This window comes from Pseudomonas sp. PDM22, from assembly GCF_014851965.1.
GTDB lineage: Bacteria > Pseudomonadota > Gammaproteobacteria > Pseudomonadales > Pseudomonadaceae > Pseudomonas.
The window spans coordinates 1-21288 of sequence record NZ_JACVAR010000006.1; the positions used below are offsets into that span (position 1 = coordinate 1).

Genomic DNA, 21288 nt, shown 5'->3' on the forward strand with positions numbered 1-21288 from the left:
CCGAACTCAGTAGTGAAACGACGCATCGCCGATGGTAGTGTGGAGTTTCTCCATGTGAGAGTAGGTCATCGTCAAGCTCCTATCCCAAGACCCCTGGTCAGCATCGCTGGCCGGGGGTTTTGCTTTTGCGCGCTGAAAAGTCGGGCCATTGCTGCGTAGGCAATTCAGGCATGCCTCTATATGATGCGTGCCTGACTGTTGCGGGGGTGATATGCAGACCTTGCTGAAACTGCTGAGCGATGGCCGCTTTCATTCCGGAGAGGAGCTGGGTGCTCTTCTCGGAGTAAGTCGCAGTGCCGTCTGGAAGCGCCTTGAGGGTTTTGAGCGTGACTACGGTATGGTCGTGCAGCGAGTGCGCGGCCGTGGCTACCGCCTGGAAGAGCCTCTGAGCATCATCTCGCCCAGGTCCGACTCCGGCCAGTGGCCTCTCGATGTCCTGTTTTCGATCGACTCCACCAACGCTGAGGTCCTGAGACGTCTCTCTGCCGGCTCTGTGGCGCCGTTCGCCATTCTTGGTGAGCGCCAGACCGCTGGGCGGGGGAGGCGAGGGCGGCAGTGGGAAAGTCCGTTCGGCGCCAACCTTTATTACACCCTCGGCATCACTGTGCGCGGTGGTGCGCAGGAGCTGGAGGGGATGAGTCTGGTGGTTGGTCTTGCTGTGGCGAAGGCCATCCAGGCGCTGGGCGTAAAGGATGTCGGCCTGAAATGGCCCAATGACGTCCTCGTCGGTGGCAAGAAGATCGCCGGTATCCTGTTGGAGTTGACTGGGGATCCTGCTGACATCTGCAGCGTTGCCATCGGTATCGGTATCAATGTGAACATGCGCAAGGCTGACGCCATTGATCAGCCCTGGACGTCGGTGCGAGAGGCGCTGGGCAGGCTGGTCGATCGCAATGAGTTGCTGCAGGCGTTGGAGTCACAACTCGCGCATGCGCTCTCCCGTCATCGCGAACGCGGATTTGCCGCGAGTCGCGAGGAGTGGGAATCCCTTCATCTATGGCAGGGGCGGCAGGTCACACTGTCCACTGTCGCCAATAATATCGTTGGGCGTGCCCTTGGCATCGATGAAAGAGGCGCGCTGCGTCTCCTGGTGGATGGCAAGGAGCAGAGCTACAGCGGAGGCGAGCTGAGTCTGAGGTTGTCGGATGATTCTTGAGTTGGATTGCGGAAACAGCCTGATCAAGTGGCGGGTGGTCAGAAAGCACGACCTGGTGACCGTCGCGGGTGGCGTGGCTGATTCCGATCAGGCGCTGCTTGCGCAATTGCAGGCCAGCGAAGTGGTCGATATTCGCTATTGCCGTATGGTCAGCGTCCGCAGCGAGCAGGAAACCGACGCGCTTCGTGTTGGCCTGGAAAGCGCATTCCCCATTGCTGTGCAGATTGCTGCGCCGGCGACCGAGCTGAGCGGTGTGCTGAATGGCTACCGCGAGTATCAGCGCCTCGGGATGGATCGCTGGCTTGCCCTCGTGGCGGGCCATTGCCTTGCGGGGCGTGGCTGCCTGGTGCTAGATCTGGGCACTGCGGTCACTTCCGATCTGGTCGACGCCGCCGGCAAGCACCTGGGTGGCTATATAGCTCCCGGGATGCCCCTGATGCGCAGCCAGTTGCGCACGCACACGCGGCGTATTCGTTATGACGATGAGGCGGCTCATGAAGCGCTGCAGAATCTGTTGCCAGGCCAGGAAACGTCCGAGGCCGTAGAGCGCGGTTGCGTGCTGATGCTGCGCGGGTTTGTGCGGGAGCAGATTGCTCTGGCCAACAAGCTGCTGGGCGATGACTGCGCTGTCTATCTGACCGGGGGTGATGCTGAGCTCGTCAAGGATGAGAGTGCTCGTGCTGTCGTGCTTCCGGACCTGGTGTTTCTCGGCTTGGCGCTTGCCTGTCCGATCGAGTGAGTCTGATCGATGCGTTGGTTCTTCCTCTTCCTGCTCGCCCTCAATGTCTTCTATTACGTCTGGCACCAGCAGCAGGCGCCGCTTCGCCCGAAGGAGATTGCGCCGCTCAGTCTGTTTCACTCTGAGCAGAAGAATATTCGCCTGCTCAGTGAGTCTGCCGAGGCGCCTCAGCGTCGTCCGGCAGAAGAAAAGCCGGCGGCTGCTCCTGCGTCCGCGTGTGTCTTCCTGGGCAGCTTCCCTGCTGAGGATCGCGCCCGGCAACTGGTCCAGCGCTTGCTGAGCCTGGATGTCCAGGCGTCAGTGCAGACGGTGGATGCCGCGGCAGGTGTCGACTACTGGGTTTATCTGCCGCCGCTGGCATCGCGCCAGGCATCGCTGTGGCAGCTGCGCGAGCTGCAGGCGCGCAAGATCGATAGCTACATCATCACCGAGGGCGACCTGACTGACGGGATTTCCCTCGGGATCTTCCAGCGCAAGGATTCCGCTGACAGTGTTGTCGAGCGTCTGAAATCTGCTGGCTACGATGCTCTGGTGCGCGAACTTGCTCGCTCGCAGCATGATTACTGGGCGCAGATAGCCGCAGAAAGCGCGCGCCTGGTGGACGATTCCGTGGTGCGTCAACTGGTCCCGGACTTCCCGGAACTGGAAAAACAAACAATGCCGTGTAAAAGCGTTGCAAGCCCTCAATAGTTTGAATAGAATGGCGCCCGCTTCACAGGGGCGGCCTGAAAAGGTCAAACACTGGAAGCCGTTGTCGAAGAGCTAAGCTCAAGTTTTTTAAAGAAAAACAGTTGACAACGCGGTGGCAGGCTGTAGAATGCCGCCTCACTCGGAGGGGTTCCCGAGCGGCCAAAGGGATCAGACTGTAAATCTGACGTCTCAGACTTCGAAGGTTCGAATCCTTCCCCCTCCACCAGTTTTCAAGCGTGAGCTGCAAGCTCCGCGGGTATAGTTCAGTGGTAGAACCTCAGCCTTCCAAGCTGATGATGCGGGTTCGATTCCCGCTACCCGCTCCAAGTTTGTTGCTTATGTCTTGCTCATGTAGCTCAGCTGGTAGAGCACACCCTTGGTAAGGGTGAGGTCAGCGGTTCAAATCCGCTCATGAGCTCCATCTCGCAAAGGCAGATATGAAAATATCTGCCTTTGTTTTAATGGTGACGTGACTTTCTCAATTCCTTACGGGAGGCGGTCAAGATGGCTAAAGAAAAGTTTGAGCGTAACAAGCCGCACGTAAACGTCGGCACCATCGGTCACGTTGACCACGGCAAAACCACTCTGACCGCTGCTCTGACCAAGGTCTGCTCCGAGACCTGGGGCGGCTCCGCTCGCGCTTTCGACCAGATCGACAACGCTCCGGAAGAGAAGGCTCGTGGTATCACCATCAACACCTCTCACGTTGAATACGACTCGCCGGTACGCCACTACGCTCACGTAGACTGCCCGGGCCACGCCGACTACGTGAAGAACATGATCACTGGTGCTGCCCAGATGGACGGCGCGATCCTGGTTTGCTCGGCTGCTGACGGCCCCATGCCGCAGACCCGCGAGCACATCCTGCTGTCCCGTCAGGTAGGCGTTCCTTACATTGTCGTGTTCCTGAACAAGGCCGACATGGTTGACGACGCCGAGCTGCTGGAGCTGGTCGAAATGGAAGTTCGCGATCTGCTGAACACCTACGACTTCCCGGGCGACGACACTCCGATCGTGATCGGTTCCGCTCTGATGGCTCTGAACGGCCAGGACGACAACGAGATGGGCGTTTCCGCCGTGCGCAAGCTGGTAGAAACCCTGGACTCGTACATCCCTGAGCCCGAGCGCGCCATCGACAAGCCGTTCCTGATGCCGATCGAAGACGTATTCTCGATCTCCGGTCGTGGCACCGTGGTAACTGGCCGTGTTGAGCGTGGCATCGTCAAGATCCAGGAAGAAGTGGAAATCGTCGGTATCAAGGCGACTACCAAGACTACCTGCACCGGCGTTGAAATGTTCCGCAAGCTGCTCGACGAAGGTCGTGCTGGTGAGAACGTTGGCGTTCTGCTGCGTGGCACCAAGCGTGAAGACGTAGAGCGTGGCCAGGTTCTGGCCAAGCCGGGCACCATCAAGCCGCACACCAAGTTCGAGTGCGAAGTGTACGTACTGTCCAAGGAAGAAGGTGGTCGTCACACCCCGTTCTTCAAGGGCTACCGCCCGCAGTTCTACTTCCGTACCACCGACGTAACCGGCAACTGCGAGCTGCCGGAAGGCGTTGAGATGGTAATGCCGGGCGACAACGTGAAAATGGTTGTCACCCTGATCGCTCCGATCGCCATGGAAGATGGCCTGCGCTTCGCGATTCGCGAAGGCGGCCGTACCGTTGGCGCAGGCGTGGTTGCCAAGATCATCGAATAATCGATTGATCTTTCCCTCTCAGGCCGGCATAATGGTCGGCCTGACTTTGTTCTAGGCCAGTAGCTCAATTGGCAGAGCGGCGGTCTCCAAAACCGCAGGTTGGGGGTTCGATTCCCTCCTGGCCTGCCAGATTTCTCAAGATCTGGCACTTCTTTAAACGGGATTCCTAGCAGATGAATGCGAAGGTAGAAGCCAAAGAGTCGCGTCTTGATCTCTTGAAGTGGCTTGTGGTTGCAGTGCTGGTTGTGGTGGCTGTGGTTGCCAATCAGTATTATTCCGCGCAACCGATCTTCTATCGCGTTCTCGGTATCCTCGTAATGGCGGCTGTTGCTGGCTTCATCTCGCTGCAGACCGTCAAGGGGCGTGCCTTCTTTACTTTGGCTAAAGAAGCTCGCGCCGAGATTCGCAAGGTTGTATGGCCGTCTCGTCAAGAGACAACTCAGACCACGCTGATCGTAGTGGCAGTAGTGCTGGTAATGGCGCTGGTGCTTTGGGGGCTCGACTCCCTGCTGGGTTGGCTGGTTTCCATGATCGTAGGTTAAGGGTGTTCCGTGGCTAAGCGTTGGTACGTTGTGCATGCCTACTCGGGTTACGAGAAGCATGTCATGCGCTCGCTGATCGAGCGGGTCAAACTGGCCGGCATGGAAGATGGGTTTGGTGAGATTCTCGTCCCCACTGAAGAAGTCGTGGAGATGCGGAACGGCCAGAAGCGCAAGAGTGAGCGCAAATTCTTCCCGGGCTATGTCCTGGTGCAGATGGATATGAACGAGGGTACTTGGCACCTGGTCAAGGATACTCCTCGCGTCATGGGCTTCATTGGTGGTACCGCCGACAAGCCGGCGCCGATCACCGATAAAGAGGCTGATGCCATCCTGCGTCGTGTCGCTGATAGCGGCGACAAGCCGAAGCCGAAGACACTGTTCGAGCCGGGCGAGACTGTTCGTGTCATCGATGGTCCGTTCGCTGATTTCAATGGCGTCGTCGAAGAAGTTAACTACGAAAAGAGCCGCATCCAGGTCGCTGTGCTCATTTTCGGTCGCTCTACCCCGGTAGAGCTGGAGTTCAGCCAGGTAGAGAAAGTTTAACTGGCACACTGAATCCCACACCCCGCAGCCCTAGGCTGCGGGGTTTTGTCGTCCTTGGGATAAAACGCGAAAGCAACCGGGGAGCCCGGCAGGGCGCTTGACCCGCATTTGGAGTAGCAAATGGCTAAGAAAATCTCGGCTTACATCAAGCTGCAAGTTAAGGCCGGCCAGGCCAACCCGTCGCCGCCCGTCGGCCCGGCTCTGGGTCAGCACGGCGTGAACATCATGGAATTCTGCAAGGCGTTCAACGCCAAGACCCAAGGCCAAGAGCCGGGTCTGCCGACTCCTGTGATCATCACCGTTTACAGCGACCGTAGCTTCACCTTCGAAACCAAGAGCACCCCCGCTGCCGTCCTGCTGAAAAAAGCAGCTGGCATCACCAGCGGTTCCGCTCGTCCGAACTCTCAGAAAGTCGGCACCGTTACCCGTGCTCAGCTGGAAGAGATCGCCAAGGCCAAGCAGGCTGACCTGACCGCTGCTGACCTGGACGCTGCCGTACGCACCATTGCTGGCTCCGCGCGCAGCATGGGCCTGAACGTGGAGGGTGTGTAATGGCTAAGCTGACCAAGCGTCAAAAGGCTATCGCCGAGAAGATCGAAGCAGGCAAGCAATACGGCTTCGAAGATGCCGCCAAGCTGCTGGCCGAGCTGTCGACCATCAAGTTCAAGGAGTCCGTGGACATCGCCATCAATCTGGGCGTTGATCCGCGTAAATCCGACCAGGTCGTACGTGGCGCCACCGTTCTGCCGAACGGTACCGGCAAATCCGTACGCGTTGCCGTCTTCACCCAGGGTCCTGGTGTTGAAGCTGCCCTGGCTGCTGGTGCAGACAAGGTTGGCATGGACGAACTGGCTGCCGAAATGAAAGCCGGCGACCTGAACTACGACGTCGTTATCGCCTCCCCGGACGCGATGCGTGTTGTTGGCCAGCTGGGCCAGGTACTGGGCCCGCGCGGTCTGATGCCGAACCCGAAGGTCGGCACCGTGACCCCGGACGTCGCTACCGCCGTCAAGAACGCCAAAGCCGGTCAGGTACGTTTCCGTACCGACAAGAACGGCATCATCCACGCTTCCGTTGGCAAGATCGACTTCGAGCCGGTCAAGCTGAAGCAGAACGTGGAAGCGCTGCTGAGCGATCTGAAGCGCCTGAAGCCGTCCTCCTCGAAGGGCGTGTACGTTCAGCGCGTAACCCTGAGCACCACCATGGGCCCGGGTCTGCAGATCGATCAGGCTTCGCTGGAAGGCTGATGAACTAAGTCGAGTAGTGGGTTCGCCCACTGCTCGCAGGTATTGGGGTCCCTGCCTGGCGGGGGCTATCCAAGACCGTAGGCGGCGCAAGCCTTAAACCTCAAGCCTACGCAGATGGTGCTCCCGATTCGTTTACCGAATCAGACACCAAAACGCCGTCCGGCTCCGGCTGGACGAATCGGTAACATCCAGGAGTAAACCCGTGGCAATTAAACTCGAAGACAAGAAGGCCATCGTCGCTGAAGTCAACGAGGCTGCCAAAGCCGGTCTGTCCGCTGTCGTGGTTGATGCACGCGGCGTGACTGTCGGCGCTATGACCGGACTCCGTAAAGAGGCCCGCGCAGCTGGTGTGTACGTGAAAGTCGTACGTAACACCCTGCTCAAGCGCGCCGTTGAAGGCACTCAGTTTGAAGTGCTCAACGACACGTTCAAGGGCCCGACCCTGATTGCTTTCTCCAACGAACATCCGGGCGCTGCCGCTCGTATCTTCAAGGAGTTTGCCAAGGGTCAGGACAAGTTCGAGATCAAGGCGGCCGCGTTCGAGGGTCAGTTCCTCGCAGCCAATCAGATCGACGTGCTGGCGACCCTGCCGACCTACAACGAAGCTGTTGCACAGCTGATGAGCGTGATCCAAGGCGCTACCAGCAAGCTGGCTCGTACTCTGGCGGCAATTCGCGATCAGAAAGAAGCTACCGCAGCCTAAGGCTCGGCATCTGCTTTCAACCTTTTTTGTTTAATTCGATGGCCTTAGGCCGTCACCCAATACAGGAATTAGAGTCATGGCTCTGACCAACGAAGACATCATCTCCGCCGTATCCGAAATGTCCGTCATGCAGATCGTTGAACTGATCAAGGCGATGGAAGAGAAGTTCGGCGTTACCGCTGCTGCCGCTACCGTTGCTGCTGCCGGCCCGGCTGCTGCCGCTGCTGAAGAGCAGACCGAGTTCACCATCGTCCTGGCCGAAGCTGGCGACAAGAAAGTGAACGTGATCAAGGTCGTTCGTGAACTGACCGGCCTGGGCCTGAAAGAAGCCAAGGCTGTCGTTGACGGCGCCCCGGGCGTGGTCAAGGAAGGCGCTTCGAAAGAAGAAGCCGAAGCTGCCAAGAAAGCCCTGGAAGAAGCAGGCGCCAAGGTCGAGCTCAAGTAAGTTCGTACCTTGCGTCGACAGCCCGAGCGTTAAGCGACAGGCTGATGGCTGGTGGCAATTGCCACCGGCCTTTTTCCGTTATGGGTGGGGTGCCGTAGGTGCCTCCCATAACGTGAAAATCCCGCCACGAGTGGCGGCGCAAACCTAGGGTTTGCACGATTTTTGGGCTGCTCCCCTGTGCGGGAGAGGCCAAACAAGCAGGTGACCAAGCTGGGGAACGCTGATGGCTTACTCATACACTGAGAAAAAACGTATCCGCAAGGACTTTAGCAAGTTGCCGGACGTCATGGATGTGCCGTATTTGCTGGCCATCCAGCTGGATTCCTATCGCGAATTCCTGCAGGCGGGTGCAAGCAAGGACCAGGTCCGAGATATCGGCCTGCATGCGGCCTTCAAGTCCGTCTTCCCGATTATCAGCTATTCCGGCAATGCTGCCCTGGAATACGTCGGCTACCGTCTGGGTGAGCCGGCCTTCGATGTCAAGGAATGCGTGCTGCGTGGTGTGACCTTCGCGGTCCCGCTGCGTGTGAAAGTGCGCCTGATCATTTTCGACAAGGAATCGTCGAACAAAGCGATCAAGGACATCAAGGAACAAGAAGTCTACATGGGGGAAATCCCCCTGATGACCGAGAACGGTACCTTCATCATCAACGGTACCGAGCGCGTCATCGTTTCCCAGCTGCACCGCTCCCCGGGCGTGTTCTTCGACCACGACCGTGGCAAGACCCACAGCTCCGGCAAGCTGCTGTACTCCGCGCGCATCATTCCTTACCGCGGCTCCTGGCTCGACTTCGAGTTCGATCCGAAGGACTGCGTGTTCGTTCGTATCGACCGTCGCCGCAAACTGCCGGCTTCCGTCCTGCTGCGCGCGCTGAACTACAGCACCGAGGAAATCCTCAACGCGTTCTATGACACCAACGTCTACGAGATCAAGGGCGAGACCCTGAATCTGGAGCTGGTGCCGTCGCGTCTGCGTGGCGAGATCGCCAGCTTCGACATCAAGGATGCTGCCGGCAAGGTCATCGTTGAAGCGGGCCGCCGTATCACCGCGCGCCACATCAATCAGCTCGAGAAGGCTGGCATCAGCCAGCTGGAAGTGCCGTTCGACTACCTGATTGGCCGTACCGTGGCCAAGGCTGTCGTGCACCCGGCTACCGGCGAGATCATCGCCGAGTGCAACACCGAGCTGACCGTCGATGCCCTGGCCAAGATCGCCAAGGCCCAGGTTGCGCGCCTGGAAACCCTGTACACCAACGACATCGACTGCGGTCCGTTCATCTCCGACACGCTGAAGATCGACTCCACCAGCAACCAACTGGAAGCGCTGGTCGAGATCTATCGCATGATGCGTCCCGGCGAGCCGCCGACCAAGGAAGCCGCCGAGACCCTGTTCGGCAACCTGTTCTTCAGCGCCGAGCGTTACGACCTGTCCGCCGTTGGCCGCATGAAGTTCAACCGTCGTATCGGTCGTACCGAGATCGAAGGCGCCGGCGTCCTGAGCAAGGAAGACATCGTCGAGGTCCTCAAGACCCTGGTTGCCATCCGTAACGGTAAAGGCATCGTCGACGACATCGACCACCTGGGTAACCGTCGCGTCCGTTGCGTCGGCGAGATGGCCGAGAACCAGTTCCGCGTTGGCCTGGTGCGTGTAGAGCGCGCGGTCAAGGAACGTCTGTCGATGGCCGAAAGCGAAGGCCTGATGCCGCAGGACCTGATCAACGCCAAGCCGGTGGCTGCCGCGATCAAGGAGTTCTTCGGTTCCAGCCAGCTGTCGCAGTTCATGGACCAGAACAACCCGCTCTCCGAGATCACCCACAAGCGCCGCGTCTCCGCACTCGGCCCGGGTGGTCTGACCCGTGAGCGCGCGGGCTTCGAGGTTCGTGACGTACACCCGACCCACTACGGTCGCGTGTGCCCGATCGAAACCCCTGAAGGTCCGAACATCGGTCTGATCAACTCCCTGGCCACCTACGCCCGCACCAACAAGTACGGCTTCCTCGAAAGCCCGTACCGCGTGGTGAAGGAAGGTCTGGTCAGCGACGACATCGTCTTCCTGTCCGCGATCGAAGAGGCCGATCATGTGATCGCCCAGGCCTCCGCCACCCTGAACGAAAAGGGTGAGCTGATCGACGAACTGGTAGCCGTACGTCACCTGAACGAATTCACCGTGAAGGCGCCGGAAGACGTCACCCTCATGGACGTGTCGCCGAAGCAGGTCGTTTCCGTCGCTGCCTCGCTGATTCCGTTCCTCGAGCACGACGACGCCAACCGTGCACTCATGGGTTCGAACATGCAGCGTCAGGCTGTACCGACCCTGCGCGCCGACAAGCCGCTGGTAGGTACTGGCATGGAGCGCAACGTCGCCCGTGACTCCGGTGTCTGCGTGGTTGCCCGTCGTGGCGGCGTGATCGACTCGGTCGACGCCAGCCGTATCGTGGTCCGCGTGAACGACGACGAAGTCGAGACTGGTGAAGCCGGTGTCGACATCTACAACCTGACCAAGTACACCCGTTCGAACCAGAACACCTGCATCAACCAGCGTCCGCTGGTGCAGAAGGGTGACCAGGTTTCGCGCAGCGACATCCTGGCCGACGGCCCGTCCACCGACATGGGTGAACTGGCTCTGGGTCAGAACATGCGCGTAGCGTTCATGCCCTGGAACGGCTTCAACTTCGAAGACTCCATCTGCCTGTCCGAGCGCGTGGTCCAGGAAGATCGTTTCACCACGATCCACATCCAGGAACTGACTTGCGTTGCCCGTGACACCAAGCTCGGCCCAGAAGAAATCACCGCGGACATCCCGAACGTGGGTGAGGCTGCGCTGAACAAGCTGGACGAAGCTGGCATCGTCTACGTCGGCGCCGAAGTACAGGCTGGCGACATCCTGGTCGGCAAGGTCACCCCGAAAGGCGAGACCCAGCTGACTCCGGAAGAGAAGCTGCTGCGTGCGATCTTCGGTGAGAAGGCGTCCGACGTGAAGGACACCTCCCTGCGCGTGCCGACCGGCACCAAGGGTACCGTCATCGACGTACAGGTCTTCACCCGCGATGGCGTGGAGCGCGACAGCCGTGCCCTGTCCATCGAGAAGATGCAGCTGGACGAGATCCGCAAGGACCTGAACGAAGAGTTCCGCATCGTCGAAGGCGCAACCTTCGAGCGTCTGCGTTCCGCTCTGGTCGGCGCCAAGGCCGACGGCGGTCCTGCCCTGAAGAAAGGCGCAGAGATCACCGACGAGTACCTGGACGGCCTCGAGCGCGGCCAGTGGTTCAAGCTGCGCATGGCGGAAGATGCTCTGAACGAGCAGCTGGAGAAGGCCCAGGCCTACATCAGCGACCGCCGTCAGATGCTGGACGACAAGTTCGAAGACAAGAAGCGCAAGCTGCAGCAGGGCGACGACCTGGCTCCGGGCGTACTGAAGATCGTCAAGGTCTACCTCGCTATCAAGCGCCGCATCCAGCCGGGCGACAAGATGGCAGGCCGCCACGGTAACAAGGGTGTGGTCTCGGTGATCATGCCGGTCGAAGACATGCCGCACGACGTGCATGGCACTCCGGTCGACATCGTTCTGAACCCGCTGGGCGTACCGTCGCGTATGAACGTCGGTCAGATTCTCGAAACCCACCTGGGCCTTGCGGCCAAGGGCCTGGGCGAGAAGATCAACCGCATGCTCGAAGAGCAGCGCAAGATCGCCGAGCTGCGTGTGTTCCTGAACGAGATCTACAACGAGATCGGCGGCCGCCAGGAAAGCCTGGACGAGCTGAACGATAACGAGATCCTCGCTCTGGCCAACAACCTCAAGGGCGGCGTGCCCATGGCTACCCCGGTGTTCGACGGTGCCAAGGAGCGCGAGATCAAGGCCATGCTGAAGCTGGCCGATCTGCCGGAGAGCGGTCAGATGCGTCTGTATGACGGCCGCACCGGCAACCAGTTCGAGCGTACGACCACCGTTGGTTACATGTACATGCTCAAGCTGAACCACCTGGTCGATGACAAGATGCACGCACGTTCCACCGGCTCTTACAGCCTGGTTACCCAGCAGCCGCTGGGTGGTAAGGCGCAGTTCGGTGGCCAGCGTTTCGGGGAGATGGAGGTCTGGGCGCTGGAAGCCTACGGTGCCGCCTACACCCTGCAGGAAATGCTGACCGTGAAGTCGGACGACGTGAACGGCCGTACCAAGATGTACAAGAACATCGTGGACGGGGATCACCGCATGGAGGCCGGCATGCCCGAGTCCTTCAACGTGTTGATCAAAGAGATCCGCTCGCTCGGCATCGATATCGAACTGGAAACCGAATAACACGTGACGTCAGAACGGTGCGGCTGGTCAAGGCCGGTCGCACCGGGTCCGTGAGGAGGAAAGGCCTTGAAAGACTTGCTTAATCTGTTGAAAAACCAGGGTCAGATCGAAGAGTTCGATGCCATCCGTATTGGCCTGGCCTCGCCCGAGATGATTCGTTCCTGGTCCTTCGGCGAAGTCAAGAAGCCGGAGACCATCAACTACCGTACCTTCAAGCCGGAGCGCGATGGCCTGTTCTGCGCCAAGATCTTTGGCCCGGTGAAGGACTACGAGTGCCTGTGCGGTAAGTACAAGCGCCTGAAACACCGCGGTGTGATCTGCGAGAAGTGCGGCGTGGAAGTCGCTCTGGCCAAGGTGCGCCGCGAGCGCATGGGCCACATCGAGCTGGCCTCGCCGGTCGCCCACATCTGGTTCCTGAAGTCCCTGCCGTCCCGTATCGGCCTGCTGCTGGACATGACCCTGCGTGACATCGAGCGCGTGCTCTATTTCGAGAGCTACGTGGTGATCGATCCGGGCATGACCACCCTCGAGAAGGGTCAGCTGCTGAACGACGAGCAGTACTTCGAAGCTCTCGAAGAGTTCGGTGACGACTTCGACGCCCGCATGGGTGCGGAAGCCGTTCGCGAGCTGCTCAACGCTATCGATCTGGAGCACGAGATTGGCCGCCTGCGCGAAGAGATTCCGCAGACCAACTCGGAAACCAAGATCAAGAAGCTGTCCAAGCGCCTGAAGCTGATGGAAGCCTTCCAGGGCTCCGGCAACCATCCCGAGTGGATGGTGCTGACCGTCCTGCCGGTGCTGCCGCCGGACCTGCGTCCGCTGGTTCCGCTGGATGGCGGCCGCTTCGCGACTTCGGATCTGAACGATCTGTATCGCCGCGTGATCAACCGTAACAACCGTCTGAAGCGCCTGCTCGATCTGGCAGCTCCCGACATCATCGTGCGCAACGAAAAGCGCATGCTGCAGGAAGCCGTCGACGCCCTGCTGGACAACGGCCGCCGCGGCCGTGCCATCACTGGCTCGAACAAGCGCCCGCTGAAGTCCCTGGCCGACATGATCAAGGGCAAGCAGGGTCGCTTCCGTCAGAACCTGCTCGGCAAGCGCGTAGACTACTCCGGTCGTTCGGTAATTACCGTAGGCCCGACCCTGCGTCTGCACCAGTGCGGTCTGCCGAAGAAGATGGCCCTGGAGCTGTTCAAGCCGTTCATCTTCGGCAAGCTGGAAGGTCGTGGCATGGCCACCACCATCAAGGCTGCCAAGAAGATGGTCGAGCGCGAGCTGCCGGAAGTGTGGGACGTTCTCGCTGAAGTCATCCGCGAACACCCCGTACTGCTGAACCGTGCGCCGACCCTGCACCGTCTGGGCATCCAGGCGTTCGAGCCGGTACTGATCGAAGGTAAAGCCATCCAGCTGCACCCGCTGGTCTGCGCCGCGTACAACGCCGACTTCGACGGTGACCAGATGGCCGTGCACGTTCCGCTGACCCTCGAGGCTCAGCTGGAAGCGCGCGCGCTGATGATGTCCACCAACAACATTCTGTCGCCCGCCAACGGCGAGCCGATCATCGTTCCGTCGCAGGACGTGGTAATGGGTTTGTACTACATGACCCGTGAAGCGATCAACGCGAAGGGCGAGGGCATGGCTTTCGCAGACCTGCAGGAAGTTGACCGCGCGTACCGTAGCGGCCAGGTGTCCCTGCACGCCCGCGTAAAAGTGCGCATCAACGAGAAGATCAAGAACGAAGACGGCACCCTGACCGCCAACACCCGTATCGTCGACTCCACTGTCGGCCGTGCGCTGCTGTTCCAGGTTGTTCCGGCCGGCCTGCCCTTCGACGTGGTCAATCAGTCGATGAAGAAGAAGGCGATCTCCAAGCTGATCAACCACTGCTACCGCGTGGTGGGTCTGAAGGACACCGTCATCTTCGCTGACCAGCTGATGTACACCGGCTTCGCCTACTCGACCATCTCCGGTGTATCGATCGGCGTGAACGACTTCGTCATCCCGGACGAAAAGGCCCGCATCATCGATGCCGCCACCGAGGAAGTGAAGGAGATCGAGAGCCAGTACGCCTCCGGCCTGGTAACCCAGGGCGAGAAGTACAACAAGGTGATCGACCTCTGGTCCAAGGCCAACGACGAAGTGTCCAAAGCGATGATGGCCAACCTCTCGAAAGAGAAGGTGACCGATCGCGAAGGCAAGCAGGTCGACCAGGAGTCCTTCAACTCCATGTACATGATGGCGGACTCCGGTGCGCGGGGTTCCGCGGCCCAGATCCGTCAGCTGGCCGGTATGCGTGGCCTGATGGCCAAGCCGGACGGCTCCATCATCGAGACCCCGATCACCGCGAACTTCCGTGAAGGCCTGAACGTACTCCAGTACTTCATCTCCACTCACGGTGCTCGTAAAGGTCTGGCGGATACCGCACTGAAGACCGCGAACTCCGGTTACCTGACCCGTCGTCTCGTCGACGTGGCCCAGGACCTGGTCGTGACCGAGATCGACTGCGGCACCGAGCATGGCCTGGTCATGTCCCCGCACATCGAAGGCGGCGACGTGGTAGAGCCGCTGGGTGAGCGTGTACTCGGCCGCGTAATGGCTCGCGACGTGTTCAAGCCGGGCAGCGACGACGTGATCGTCGAAGCCGGTACTCTGATCGACGAGAAGTGGGTCGATTTCCTCGAGCAGATGAGCGTCGACGAAGTCGTTGTGCGTTCGCCGATCACCTGCGAAACCCGTCACGGCATCTGCGCCATGTGCTACGGCCGCGATCTGGCCCGTGGTCACCGCGTGAACATCGGTGAGGCTGTCGGCGTTATCGCTGCCCAGTCGATCGGTGAGCCGGGTACCCAGCTGACCATGCGTACCTTCCACATCGGTGGTGCGGCCAGCCGTACTTCCGCGGTGGACAACGTACAGGTCAAGAACGGCGGCACCATTCGCCTGCACAACCTGAAGCACGTAGAGCGTGCCGACGGCGCCCTGGTAGCGGTTTCCCGTTCCGGCGAGCTGGCGGTAGCCGACGACTTCGGTCGTGAGCGCGAGCGCTACAAGCTGCCGTACGGTGCGGTGATTTCCGTGAAGGAAGGTGACAAGGTCGATCCGGGCGCCATCGTCGCCAAGTGGGACCCGCACACCCACCCGATCGTCACCGAGATGGACGGCACCGTGGCCTTCGTGGGCATGGAAGAGGGCATCACCATCAAGCGCCAGACCGACGAACTGACCGGTCTGACCAACATTGAAGTGATGGATCCGAAGGATCGTCCGGCTGCCGGCAAGGACATTCGTCCGGCCGTGAAGCTGATCGACGCCGCAGGCAAGGATCTGCTGCTGCCGGGTACCGATGTACCGGCTCAATACTTCCTGCCGGCTAACGCCCTGGTCAACCTCAACGATGGCGCGAAAGTGCGTATCGGTGACGTTATCGCGCGTATCCCGCAGGAAACCTCGAAGACCCGCGACATCACCGGTGGTCTGCCGCGCGTTGCCGACCTGTTCGAAGCTCGTCGTCCGAAAGAGCCTTCGATCCTGGCGGAAATCAGCGGCACCATTTCCTTCGGCAAGGAAACCAAGGGCAAGCGTCGCCTGGTCATCACTCCCACCGACGGTAGCGATCCGTACGAGGAGCTGATTCCGAAGTGGCGTCACCTGAACGTGTTCGAAGGTGAACAGGTAAGCCGTGGTGAAGTGATCTCCGACGGCCCGAGCAACCCGCACGACATCCTCCGTCTGCTGGGTGTCAGCTCGCTGGCCAAGTACATCGTCAACGAGATCCAGGACGTTTACCGTCTGCAGGGCGTGAAGATCAACGACAAGCACATCGAGACCATCCTGCGCCAGATGCTGCGCAAGGTCGAAGTGGCCGAGTCGGGCGATTCGTCCTTCATCAAGGGCGACCAGGTCGAACTGGTTCACGTGCTGGAAGAGAACGAAGTACTAGGCACCCAGGACAAGTTCCCGGCCAAGTACGAGCGCGTTCTGCTGGGCATCACCAAGGCCTCGCTGTCCACCGAGTCGTTCATCTCGGCGGCATCCTTCCAGGAGACCACCCGCGTCCTCACCGAGGCGGCGGTCACCGGCAAGCGCGACTTCCTGCGCGGCCTGAAGGAGAACGTGGTCGTGGGTCGTCTGATCCCGGCGGGTACCGGTCTGGCTTACCACAGCGAGCGCAAGCGTCAGCGCGAGCTCGGCAAACCGCAGCGTGTGAGCGCGAGCGAGGCCGAAGCAGCACTGGCCGAAGCGCTCAATCTGAGCGGTAACTAAGCCTCAAACAAAGCCCCGGTTGTCTTGACAACCGGGGCTTTGTCTTGACTGGAATCCGTAAGCTCTTTAGTATCTTGTACCCCGAAAATTGGCAGGGCGCATGCTCTGCCCATTTTCGTTTTTAAGTGTCGTAAGACAATCAGTGGAGCTATAGATGGCAACTATCAACCAGCTGGTGCGCAAACCGCGCAAGCGCCTGGTAGACAAGAGCGGCGTTCCTGCCCTGCAGAACTGCCCTCAGCGTCGCGGCGTATGCACCCGCGTATACACCACCACCCCGAAGAAGCCGAACTCCGCACTGCGTAAAGTGTGCCGTGTTCGCCTGACCAACGGTTTCGAGGTTTCCTCGTACATCGGTGGTGAAGGTCACAACCTGCAGGAGCACAGCGTAGTGCTGATCCGTGGCGGTCGTGTAAAGGACCTTCCGGGTGTTCGCTACCACACCGTGCGCGGTTCGCTGGATACCTCCGGCGTTAAAGACCGTAAGCAGGGTCGTTCGAAGTACGGCGCGAAGCGTCCGAAGTAATTTTGTTTTCCTATTTGCTGAGTCGATAAGAGTAAGGTCGGGCATCAAGTCCCGGATTACCTGAAGACCGTTTGAGGGCTTATCAATGCCAAGACGTCGTGTAGCGGCCAAACGTGAGATCCTGGCCGATCCTAAATACGGAAGCCAGATTCTGGCGAAGTTCATGAACCACGTGATGGAAAGCGGCAAGAAAGCCGTTGCCGAGCGTATCGTTTACGGTGCTCTGGACAAGGTCAAAGAGCGCGGTAAAGGCGACCCCCTGGAACTCTTCGAAAAAGCACTCGACGCCATCGCTCCGCTGGTCGAAGTGAAGTCCCGCCGTGTAGGCGGTGCTACCTACCAGGTTCCGGTCGAAGTACGTCCGTCCCGTCGTAATGCACTGGCCATGCGCTGGCTGGTGGACTTCGCCCGCAAGCGTGGCGAGAAGTCCATGGCTCTGCGTCTCGCTGGCGAACTGATGGACGCCGCTGAAGGTAAAGGCGCCGCTGTCAAGAAGCGTGAAGACGTACACCGTATGGCCGAGGCCAACAAAGCGTTCTCGCACTACCGCTTCTAATTACGGCAACACTACTTCTGCGAGGGCTTTATGGCTCGTAACACAGCAATCAACCGCTACCGGAACATTGGTATCTGTGCCCACGTTGACGCGGGCAAGACCACCACCACCGAGCGGATCCTGTTCTACACAGGTCTCAGTCACAAGATGGGTGAGGTGCATGACGGCGCTGCCACTACCGACTGGATGGTGCAGGAGCAGGAGCGTGGTATTACCATCACCTCCGCTGCGATCACCACCTTCTGGGAAGGTTCGCGCGGCCAGTACGACAAGTACCGCGTAAACGTCATCGACACCCCCGGCCACGTAGACTTCACCATTGAAGTTGAGCGCTCCCTGCGCGTACTGGACGGCGCTGTCGTTGTGTTCTGCGGCACCTCCGGCGTTGAGCCGCAGTCCGAAACCGTATGGCGTCAAGCCAACAAGTACGGCGTTCCGCGTATCGTTTACGTGAACAAGATGGACCGCGCCGGCGCCAACTTCCTGCGCGTCGTCGGTCAGATCAAGAACCGCCTGGGTCACACCCCGGTTCCGGTTCAGCTGGCCATCGGTGCAGAAGATGACTTCCAGGGGCAGGTAGACCTGCTGAAGATGAAGGCCATCTACTGGAACGAAGACGACAAGGGCACTTCCTATCGCGAGGAAGAAATTCCTGCCGATATGGTCGAGCTGGCCACCGAGTGGCGCAACAACATGGTCGAAGCTGCTGCCGAAGCCAACGAAGAGCTGATGAACAAGTACCTGGAAGAGGGTGAGCTGTCGATCGAAGAGATCAAGGCTGGCCTGCGTCTGCGTACCATCGCCTGCGAAATCGTACCGGCTGTCTGCGGCTCCTCGTTCAAGAACAAGGGCGTGCCCCTGGTTCTCGACGCCGTGATCGACTTCCTGCCTGCTCCGACCGAGATCCCTGCTATCCAGGGTATCCACCCGGATCACATCGACGACGGCGACGAAGCTCCGAAGGACGATCGTCCTGCCGACGACAATGCTCCGTTCTCGGCTCTGGCATTCAAGATCGCCACCGACCCGTTCGTAGGTACTCTGACCTTCGTTCGCGTCTACTCGGGCGTTCTGGAGTCCGGTAACTCCGTTATCAACTCCGTGAAAGGCAAGAAAGAGCGCGTTGGTCGTATGGTGCAGATGCACGCGAACCAGCGTGACGAGATCAAAGAAGTACGCGCTGGCGACATCGCTGCTCTGATTGGCATGAAGGACGTCACCACCGGTGACACCCTGTGCGATATCGAGAAGCCGATCATCCTCGAGCGTATGGACTTCCCGGAGCCGGTAATCTCGGTAGCTGTTGAGCCGAAGACCAAGGCTGACCAGGAGAAGATGGGCATTGCCCTCGGCAAGCTGGCTCAGGAAGACCCGTCGTTCCGCGTCAAGACCGACGAAGAAACCGGCCAGACCATCATCTCCGGTATGGGTGAGCTGCACCTGGACATCCTCGTCGACCGCATGAAGCGTGAATTCGGCGTTGAGGCGAACATTGGCAAGCCGCAGGTTTCGTACCGCGAAACCATCTCGAAGGACAACATCGAGATCGAAGGCAAGTTCGTTCGTCAGTCCGGTGGTCGTGGTCAGTTCGGTCACTGCTGGATTCGCTTCTCGACTCCGGACGTGGACGACAAGGGCAACATCACTGAAGGCCTGGTCTTCACCAACGAAGTCGTGGGCGGTGTGGTTCCGAAGGAATACATCCCGGCCATCCAGAAGGGCATCGAAGAGCAGATGAAGAACGGCGTTGTTGCCGGCTATCCGCTGATCGGCCTGAAGGCGACCGTCTTCGATGGTTCCTACCACGACGTCGACTCCAACGAGATGGCGTTCAAGATCGCTGCTTCCATGGCGACCAAGCAGCTGGCCCAGAAGGGCGGCGGCAAGGTTCTGGAGCCGATCATGAAGGTGGAAGTGGTGACTCCTGAGGACTACATGGGTGACGTGATGGGTGACCTGAACCGTCGTCGTGGTCTGATTCAGGGGATGGAAGACTCGGTTTCCGGTAAGGTTATCCGTGCCGAGGTTCCGCTGGGCGAGATGTTCGGTTACGCAACCGACGTGCGTTCCATGTCCCAGGGTCGCGCTAGCTACTCCATGGAATTCTCCAAGTACGCTGAAGCTCCGGCGAACGTCGTCGAAGCTCTGGCCAAAAAACAAGCTTGATTCAGCTCTTTTAGTAGAGGTTACTCTCGTGGCTAAAGAAAAATTTGAACGTAACAAACCGCACGTCAACGTCGGCACCATCGGTCACGTTGACCACGGCAAAACCACTCTGACCGCTGCTCTGACCAAGGTCTGCTCCGAGACCTGGGGCGGCTCCGCTCGCGCTTTCGACCAGATCGACAACGCGCCGGAAGAGAAGGCTCGTGGTATCACCATCAACACCTCTCACGTTGAATACGACTCGCCGGTACGCCACTACGCTCACGTAGACTGCCCGGGCCACGCCGACTACGTGAAGAACATGATCACCGGTGCTGCCCAGATGGACGGCGCGATCCTGGTTTGCTCGGCTGCTGACGGCCCCATGCCGCAGACCCGCGAGCACATCCTGCTGTCCCGTCAGGTAGGCGTTCCTTACATCGTCGTGTTCCTGAACAAGGCCGACATGGTTGACGACGCCGAGCTGCTGGAACTGGTCGAAATGGAAGTTCGCGATCTGCTGAACACCTACGACTTCCCGGGCGACGACACTCCGATCGTGATCGGTTCCGCTCTGATGGCCCTGAACGGCCAGGACGACAACGAGATGGGCGTTTCCGCTGTGCGCAAGCTGGTAGAAACCCTGGACTCGTACATCCCTGAGCCCGAGCGCGCCATCGACAAGCCGTTCCTGATGCCGATCGAAGACGTATTCTCGATCTCCGGTCGTGGCACCGTGGTAACTGGCCGTGTTGAGCGTGGCATCGTCAAGATCCAGGAAGAAGTGGAAATCGTCGGCATCAAGGCGACCACCAAGACTACCTGCACCGGCGTTGAAATGTTCCGCAAGCTGCTCGACGAAGGTCGTGCTGGTGAGAACGTTGGCGTTCTGCTGCGTGGCACCAAGCGTGAAGACGTAGAGCGTGGCCAGGTTCTGGCCAAGCCGGGCACCATCAAGCCGCACACCAAGTTCGAGTGCGAAGTGTACGTACTGTCCAAGGAAGAAGGTGGTCGTCACACCCCGTTCTTCAAGGGCTACCGCCCGCAGTTCTACTTCCGTACCACCGACGTAACCGGCAACTGCGAACTGCCGGAAGGCGTTGAGATGGTAATGCCGGGCGACAACGTGAAAATGGTTGTCACCCTGATCGCTCCGATCGCCATGGAAGATGGCCTGCGCTTCGCGATTCGCGAAGGTGGCCGTACCGTTGGCGCCGGCGTGGTTGCCAAGATCATCGAGTAATCGCTGATCCGCTCCAGGAAAAGGGACCCTTCGGGGTCCCTTTTTCGTTGAGTTGGTTAAATATTGACACCCCCCAGACGCATCCGTACAATTGCGCCTCCTTTTAACGGGCGGAGTCCGTCCGTTGGGAATGGCAACTTGGAGTCTGAGGTCAAATGCAAAATCAACAAATCCGTATTCGGTTGAAGGCTTTTGATCACCGCCTGATCGACCAATCTACCCAGGAAATCGTGGAAACCGCGAAACGTACTGGGGCTCAGGTGCGTGGTCCGATTCCTCTGCCGACCCGCAAGGAACGTTACACCGTGCTGATTTCCCCGCACGTCAACAAGGACGCTCGTGACCAGTACGAAATTCGTACCCACAAGCGTGTTCTCGACATCGTTCAGCCGACCGACAAAACCGTCGACGCGCTGATGAAGCTCGACCTTGCTGCTGGCGTCGAAGTACAGATCAGCCTCGGCTAATGCCTTCGGCATTGGTCGTGTAACG

17 protein-coding genes and 4 tRNA genes are annotated in these 21288 nt (G+C 59.5%); all 21 read left to right on the forward strand.

Annotated elements, in window-relative coordinates; all coding sequences use genetic code 11:
* Positions 1–211 precede the first annotated feature (211 nt).
* The 21 genes from birA to rpsJ all read left to right on the forward strand — a co-directional run bounded on the left by birA (position 212) and on the right by rpsJ (position 21263).
* Positions 212–1156 (forward strand): bifunctional biotin--[acetyl-CoA-carboxylase] ligase/biotin operon repressor BirA, encoded by a 945-nt coding sequence (gene birA, locus IB255_RS20545; RefSeq protein ID WP_081517078.1) that lies wholly within the window; start codon positions 212–214, stop codon positions 1154–1156.
* On the forward strand, positions 1146–1895 hold the full coding sequence (locus tag IB255_RS20550; protein WP_081517079.1) for a pantothenate kinase: 750 nt from the start codon (positions 1146–1148) through the stop codon (positions 1893–1895). The genes birA and IB255_RS20550 overlap by 11 nt, the downstream gene beginning before the upstream one ends.
* A gap of 9 nt (positions 1896–1904) precedes the next feature.
* The gene (locus IB255_RS20555; RefSeq protein WP_081517080.1) at positions 1905–2585 is read left to right on the forward strand and encodes an SPOR domain-containing protein; all 681 of its coding nucleotides are present in this window, start codon (positions 1905–1907) and stop codon (positions 2583–2585) included.
* Positions 2586–2726: 141 nt separating this feature from the next.
* A tRNA-Tyr gene (locus tag IB255_RS20560) sits at positions 2727–2811 on the forward strand.
* Between the two features lie 26 nt (positions 2812–2837).
* Positions 2838–2911: transfer RNA gene (locus IB255_RS20565), tRNA-Gly, on the forward strand.
* Positions 2912–2930: 19 nt separating this feature from the next.
* A tRNA-Thr gene (locus tag IB255_RS20570) sits at positions 2931–3006 on the forward strand.
* A gap of 83 nt (positions 3007–3089) precedes the next feature.
* The gene (tuf, locus tag IB255_RS20575; protein ID WP_054910987.1) at positions 3090–4283 is read left to right on the forward strand and encodes an elongation factor Tu; all 1194 of its coding nucleotides are present in this window, start codon (positions 3090–3092) and stop codon (positions 4281–4283) included.
* 53 nt (positions 4284–4336) lie between these two features.
* Positions 4337–4412: transfer RNA gene (locus IB255_RS20580), tRNA-Trp, on the forward strand.
* 44 nt (positions 4413–4456) lie between these two features.
* A complete protein-coding gene (gene secE, locus IB255_RS20585) occupies positions 4457–4825 on the forward strand; it encodes a preprotein translocase subunit SecE (RefSeq protein ID WP_081520874.1) in 369 nt (122 codons plus the stop codon).
* A gap of 9 nt (positions 4826–4834) precedes the next feature.
* Positions 4835–5368, forward strand: a complete 534-nt coding sequence (gene nusG, locus IB255_RS20590) for a transcription termination/antitermination protein NusG (RefSeq protein WP_081520875.1) — start codon at positions 4835–4837, stop codon at positions 5366–5368.
* 120 nt (positions 5369–5488) lie between these two features.
* Positions 5489–5920 (forward strand): 50S ribosomal protein L11, encoded by a 432-nt coding sequence (gene rplK, locus IB255_RS20595; RefSeq protein WP_081520876.1) that lies wholly within the window; start codon positions 5489–5491, stop codon positions 5918–5920.
* Positions 5920–6615: a 50S ribosomal protein L1 gene (gene rplA / locus IB255_RS20600; protein WP_015475312.1), complete on the forward strand. Its 696-nt coding sequence runs from the start codon at positions 5920–5922 to the stop codon at positions 6613–6615. Before rplK ends, rplA begins: the two co-directional genes overlap by 1 nt.
* Before the next feature lie 202 nt (positions 6616–6817).
* Positions 6818–7318: a 50S ribosomal protein L10 gene (gene rplJ / locus IB255_RS20605; RefSeq protein ID WP_017516429.1), complete on the forward strand. Its 501-nt coding sequence runs from the start codon at positions 6818–6820 to the stop codon at positions 7316–7318.
* A gap of 76 nt (positions 7319–7394) precedes the next feature.
* The gene (rplL, locus tag IB255_RS20610) at positions 7395–7763 is read left to right on the forward strand and encodes a 50S ribosomal protein L7/L12 (RefSeq protein WP_017516430.1); all 369 of its coding nucleotides are present in this window, start codon (positions 7395–7397) and stop codon (positions 7761–7763) included.
* Between the two features lie 223 nt (positions 7764–7986).
* Positions 7987–12060, forward strand: a complete 4074-nt coding sequence (rpoB, locus tag IB255_RS20615) for a DNA-directed RNA polymerase subunit beta (protein ID WP_081520877.1) — start codon at positions 7987–7989, stop codon at positions 12058–12060.
* A 66-nt stretch (positions 12061–12126) separates the two neighbouring features.
* Positions 12127–16326: a DNA-directed RNA polymerase subunit beta' gene (rpoC, locus tag IB255_RS20620; RefSeq protein ID WP_081520878.1), complete on the forward strand. Its 4200-nt coding sequence runs from the start codon at positions 12127–12129 to the stop codon at positions 16324–16326.
* Between the two features lie 154 nt (positions 16327–16480).
* Complete coding sequence (gene rpsL, locus IB255_RS20625) at positions 16481–16852, forward strand: 30S ribosomal protein S12 (protein WP_015475317.1); 372 nt, start codon at positions 16481–16483, stop codon at positions 16850–16852.
* Between the two features lie 85 nt (positions 16853–16937).
* Positions 16938–17408, forward strand: a complete 471-nt coding sequence (rpsG, locus tag IB255_RS20630; protein ID WP_015475318.1) for a 30S ribosomal protein S7 — start codon at positions 16938–16940, stop codon at positions 17406–17408.
* A 30-nt stretch (positions 17409–17438) separates the two neighbouring features.
* Entirely contained in the window at positions 17439–19574 is a 2136-nt protein-coding gene (fusA, locus tag IB255_RS20635) for an elongation factor G (RefSeq protein ID WP_045217356.1), read from the forward strand.
* A 28-nt stretch (positions 19575–19602) separates the two neighbouring features.
* Complete coding sequence (gene tuf, locus IB255_RS20640; protein WP_054910987.1) at positions 19603–20796, forward strand: elongation factor Tu; 1194 nt, start codon at positions 19603–19605, stop codon at positions 20794–20796.
* Between the two features lie 155 nt (positions 20797–20951).
* On the forward strand, positions 20952–21263 hold the full coding sequence (gene rpsJ, locus IB255_RS20645) for a 30S ribosomal protein S10 (protein WP_003243886.1): 312 nt from the start codon (positions 20952–20954) through the stop codon (positions 21261–21263).
* Positions 21264–21288: the final 25 nt, after the last annotated feature.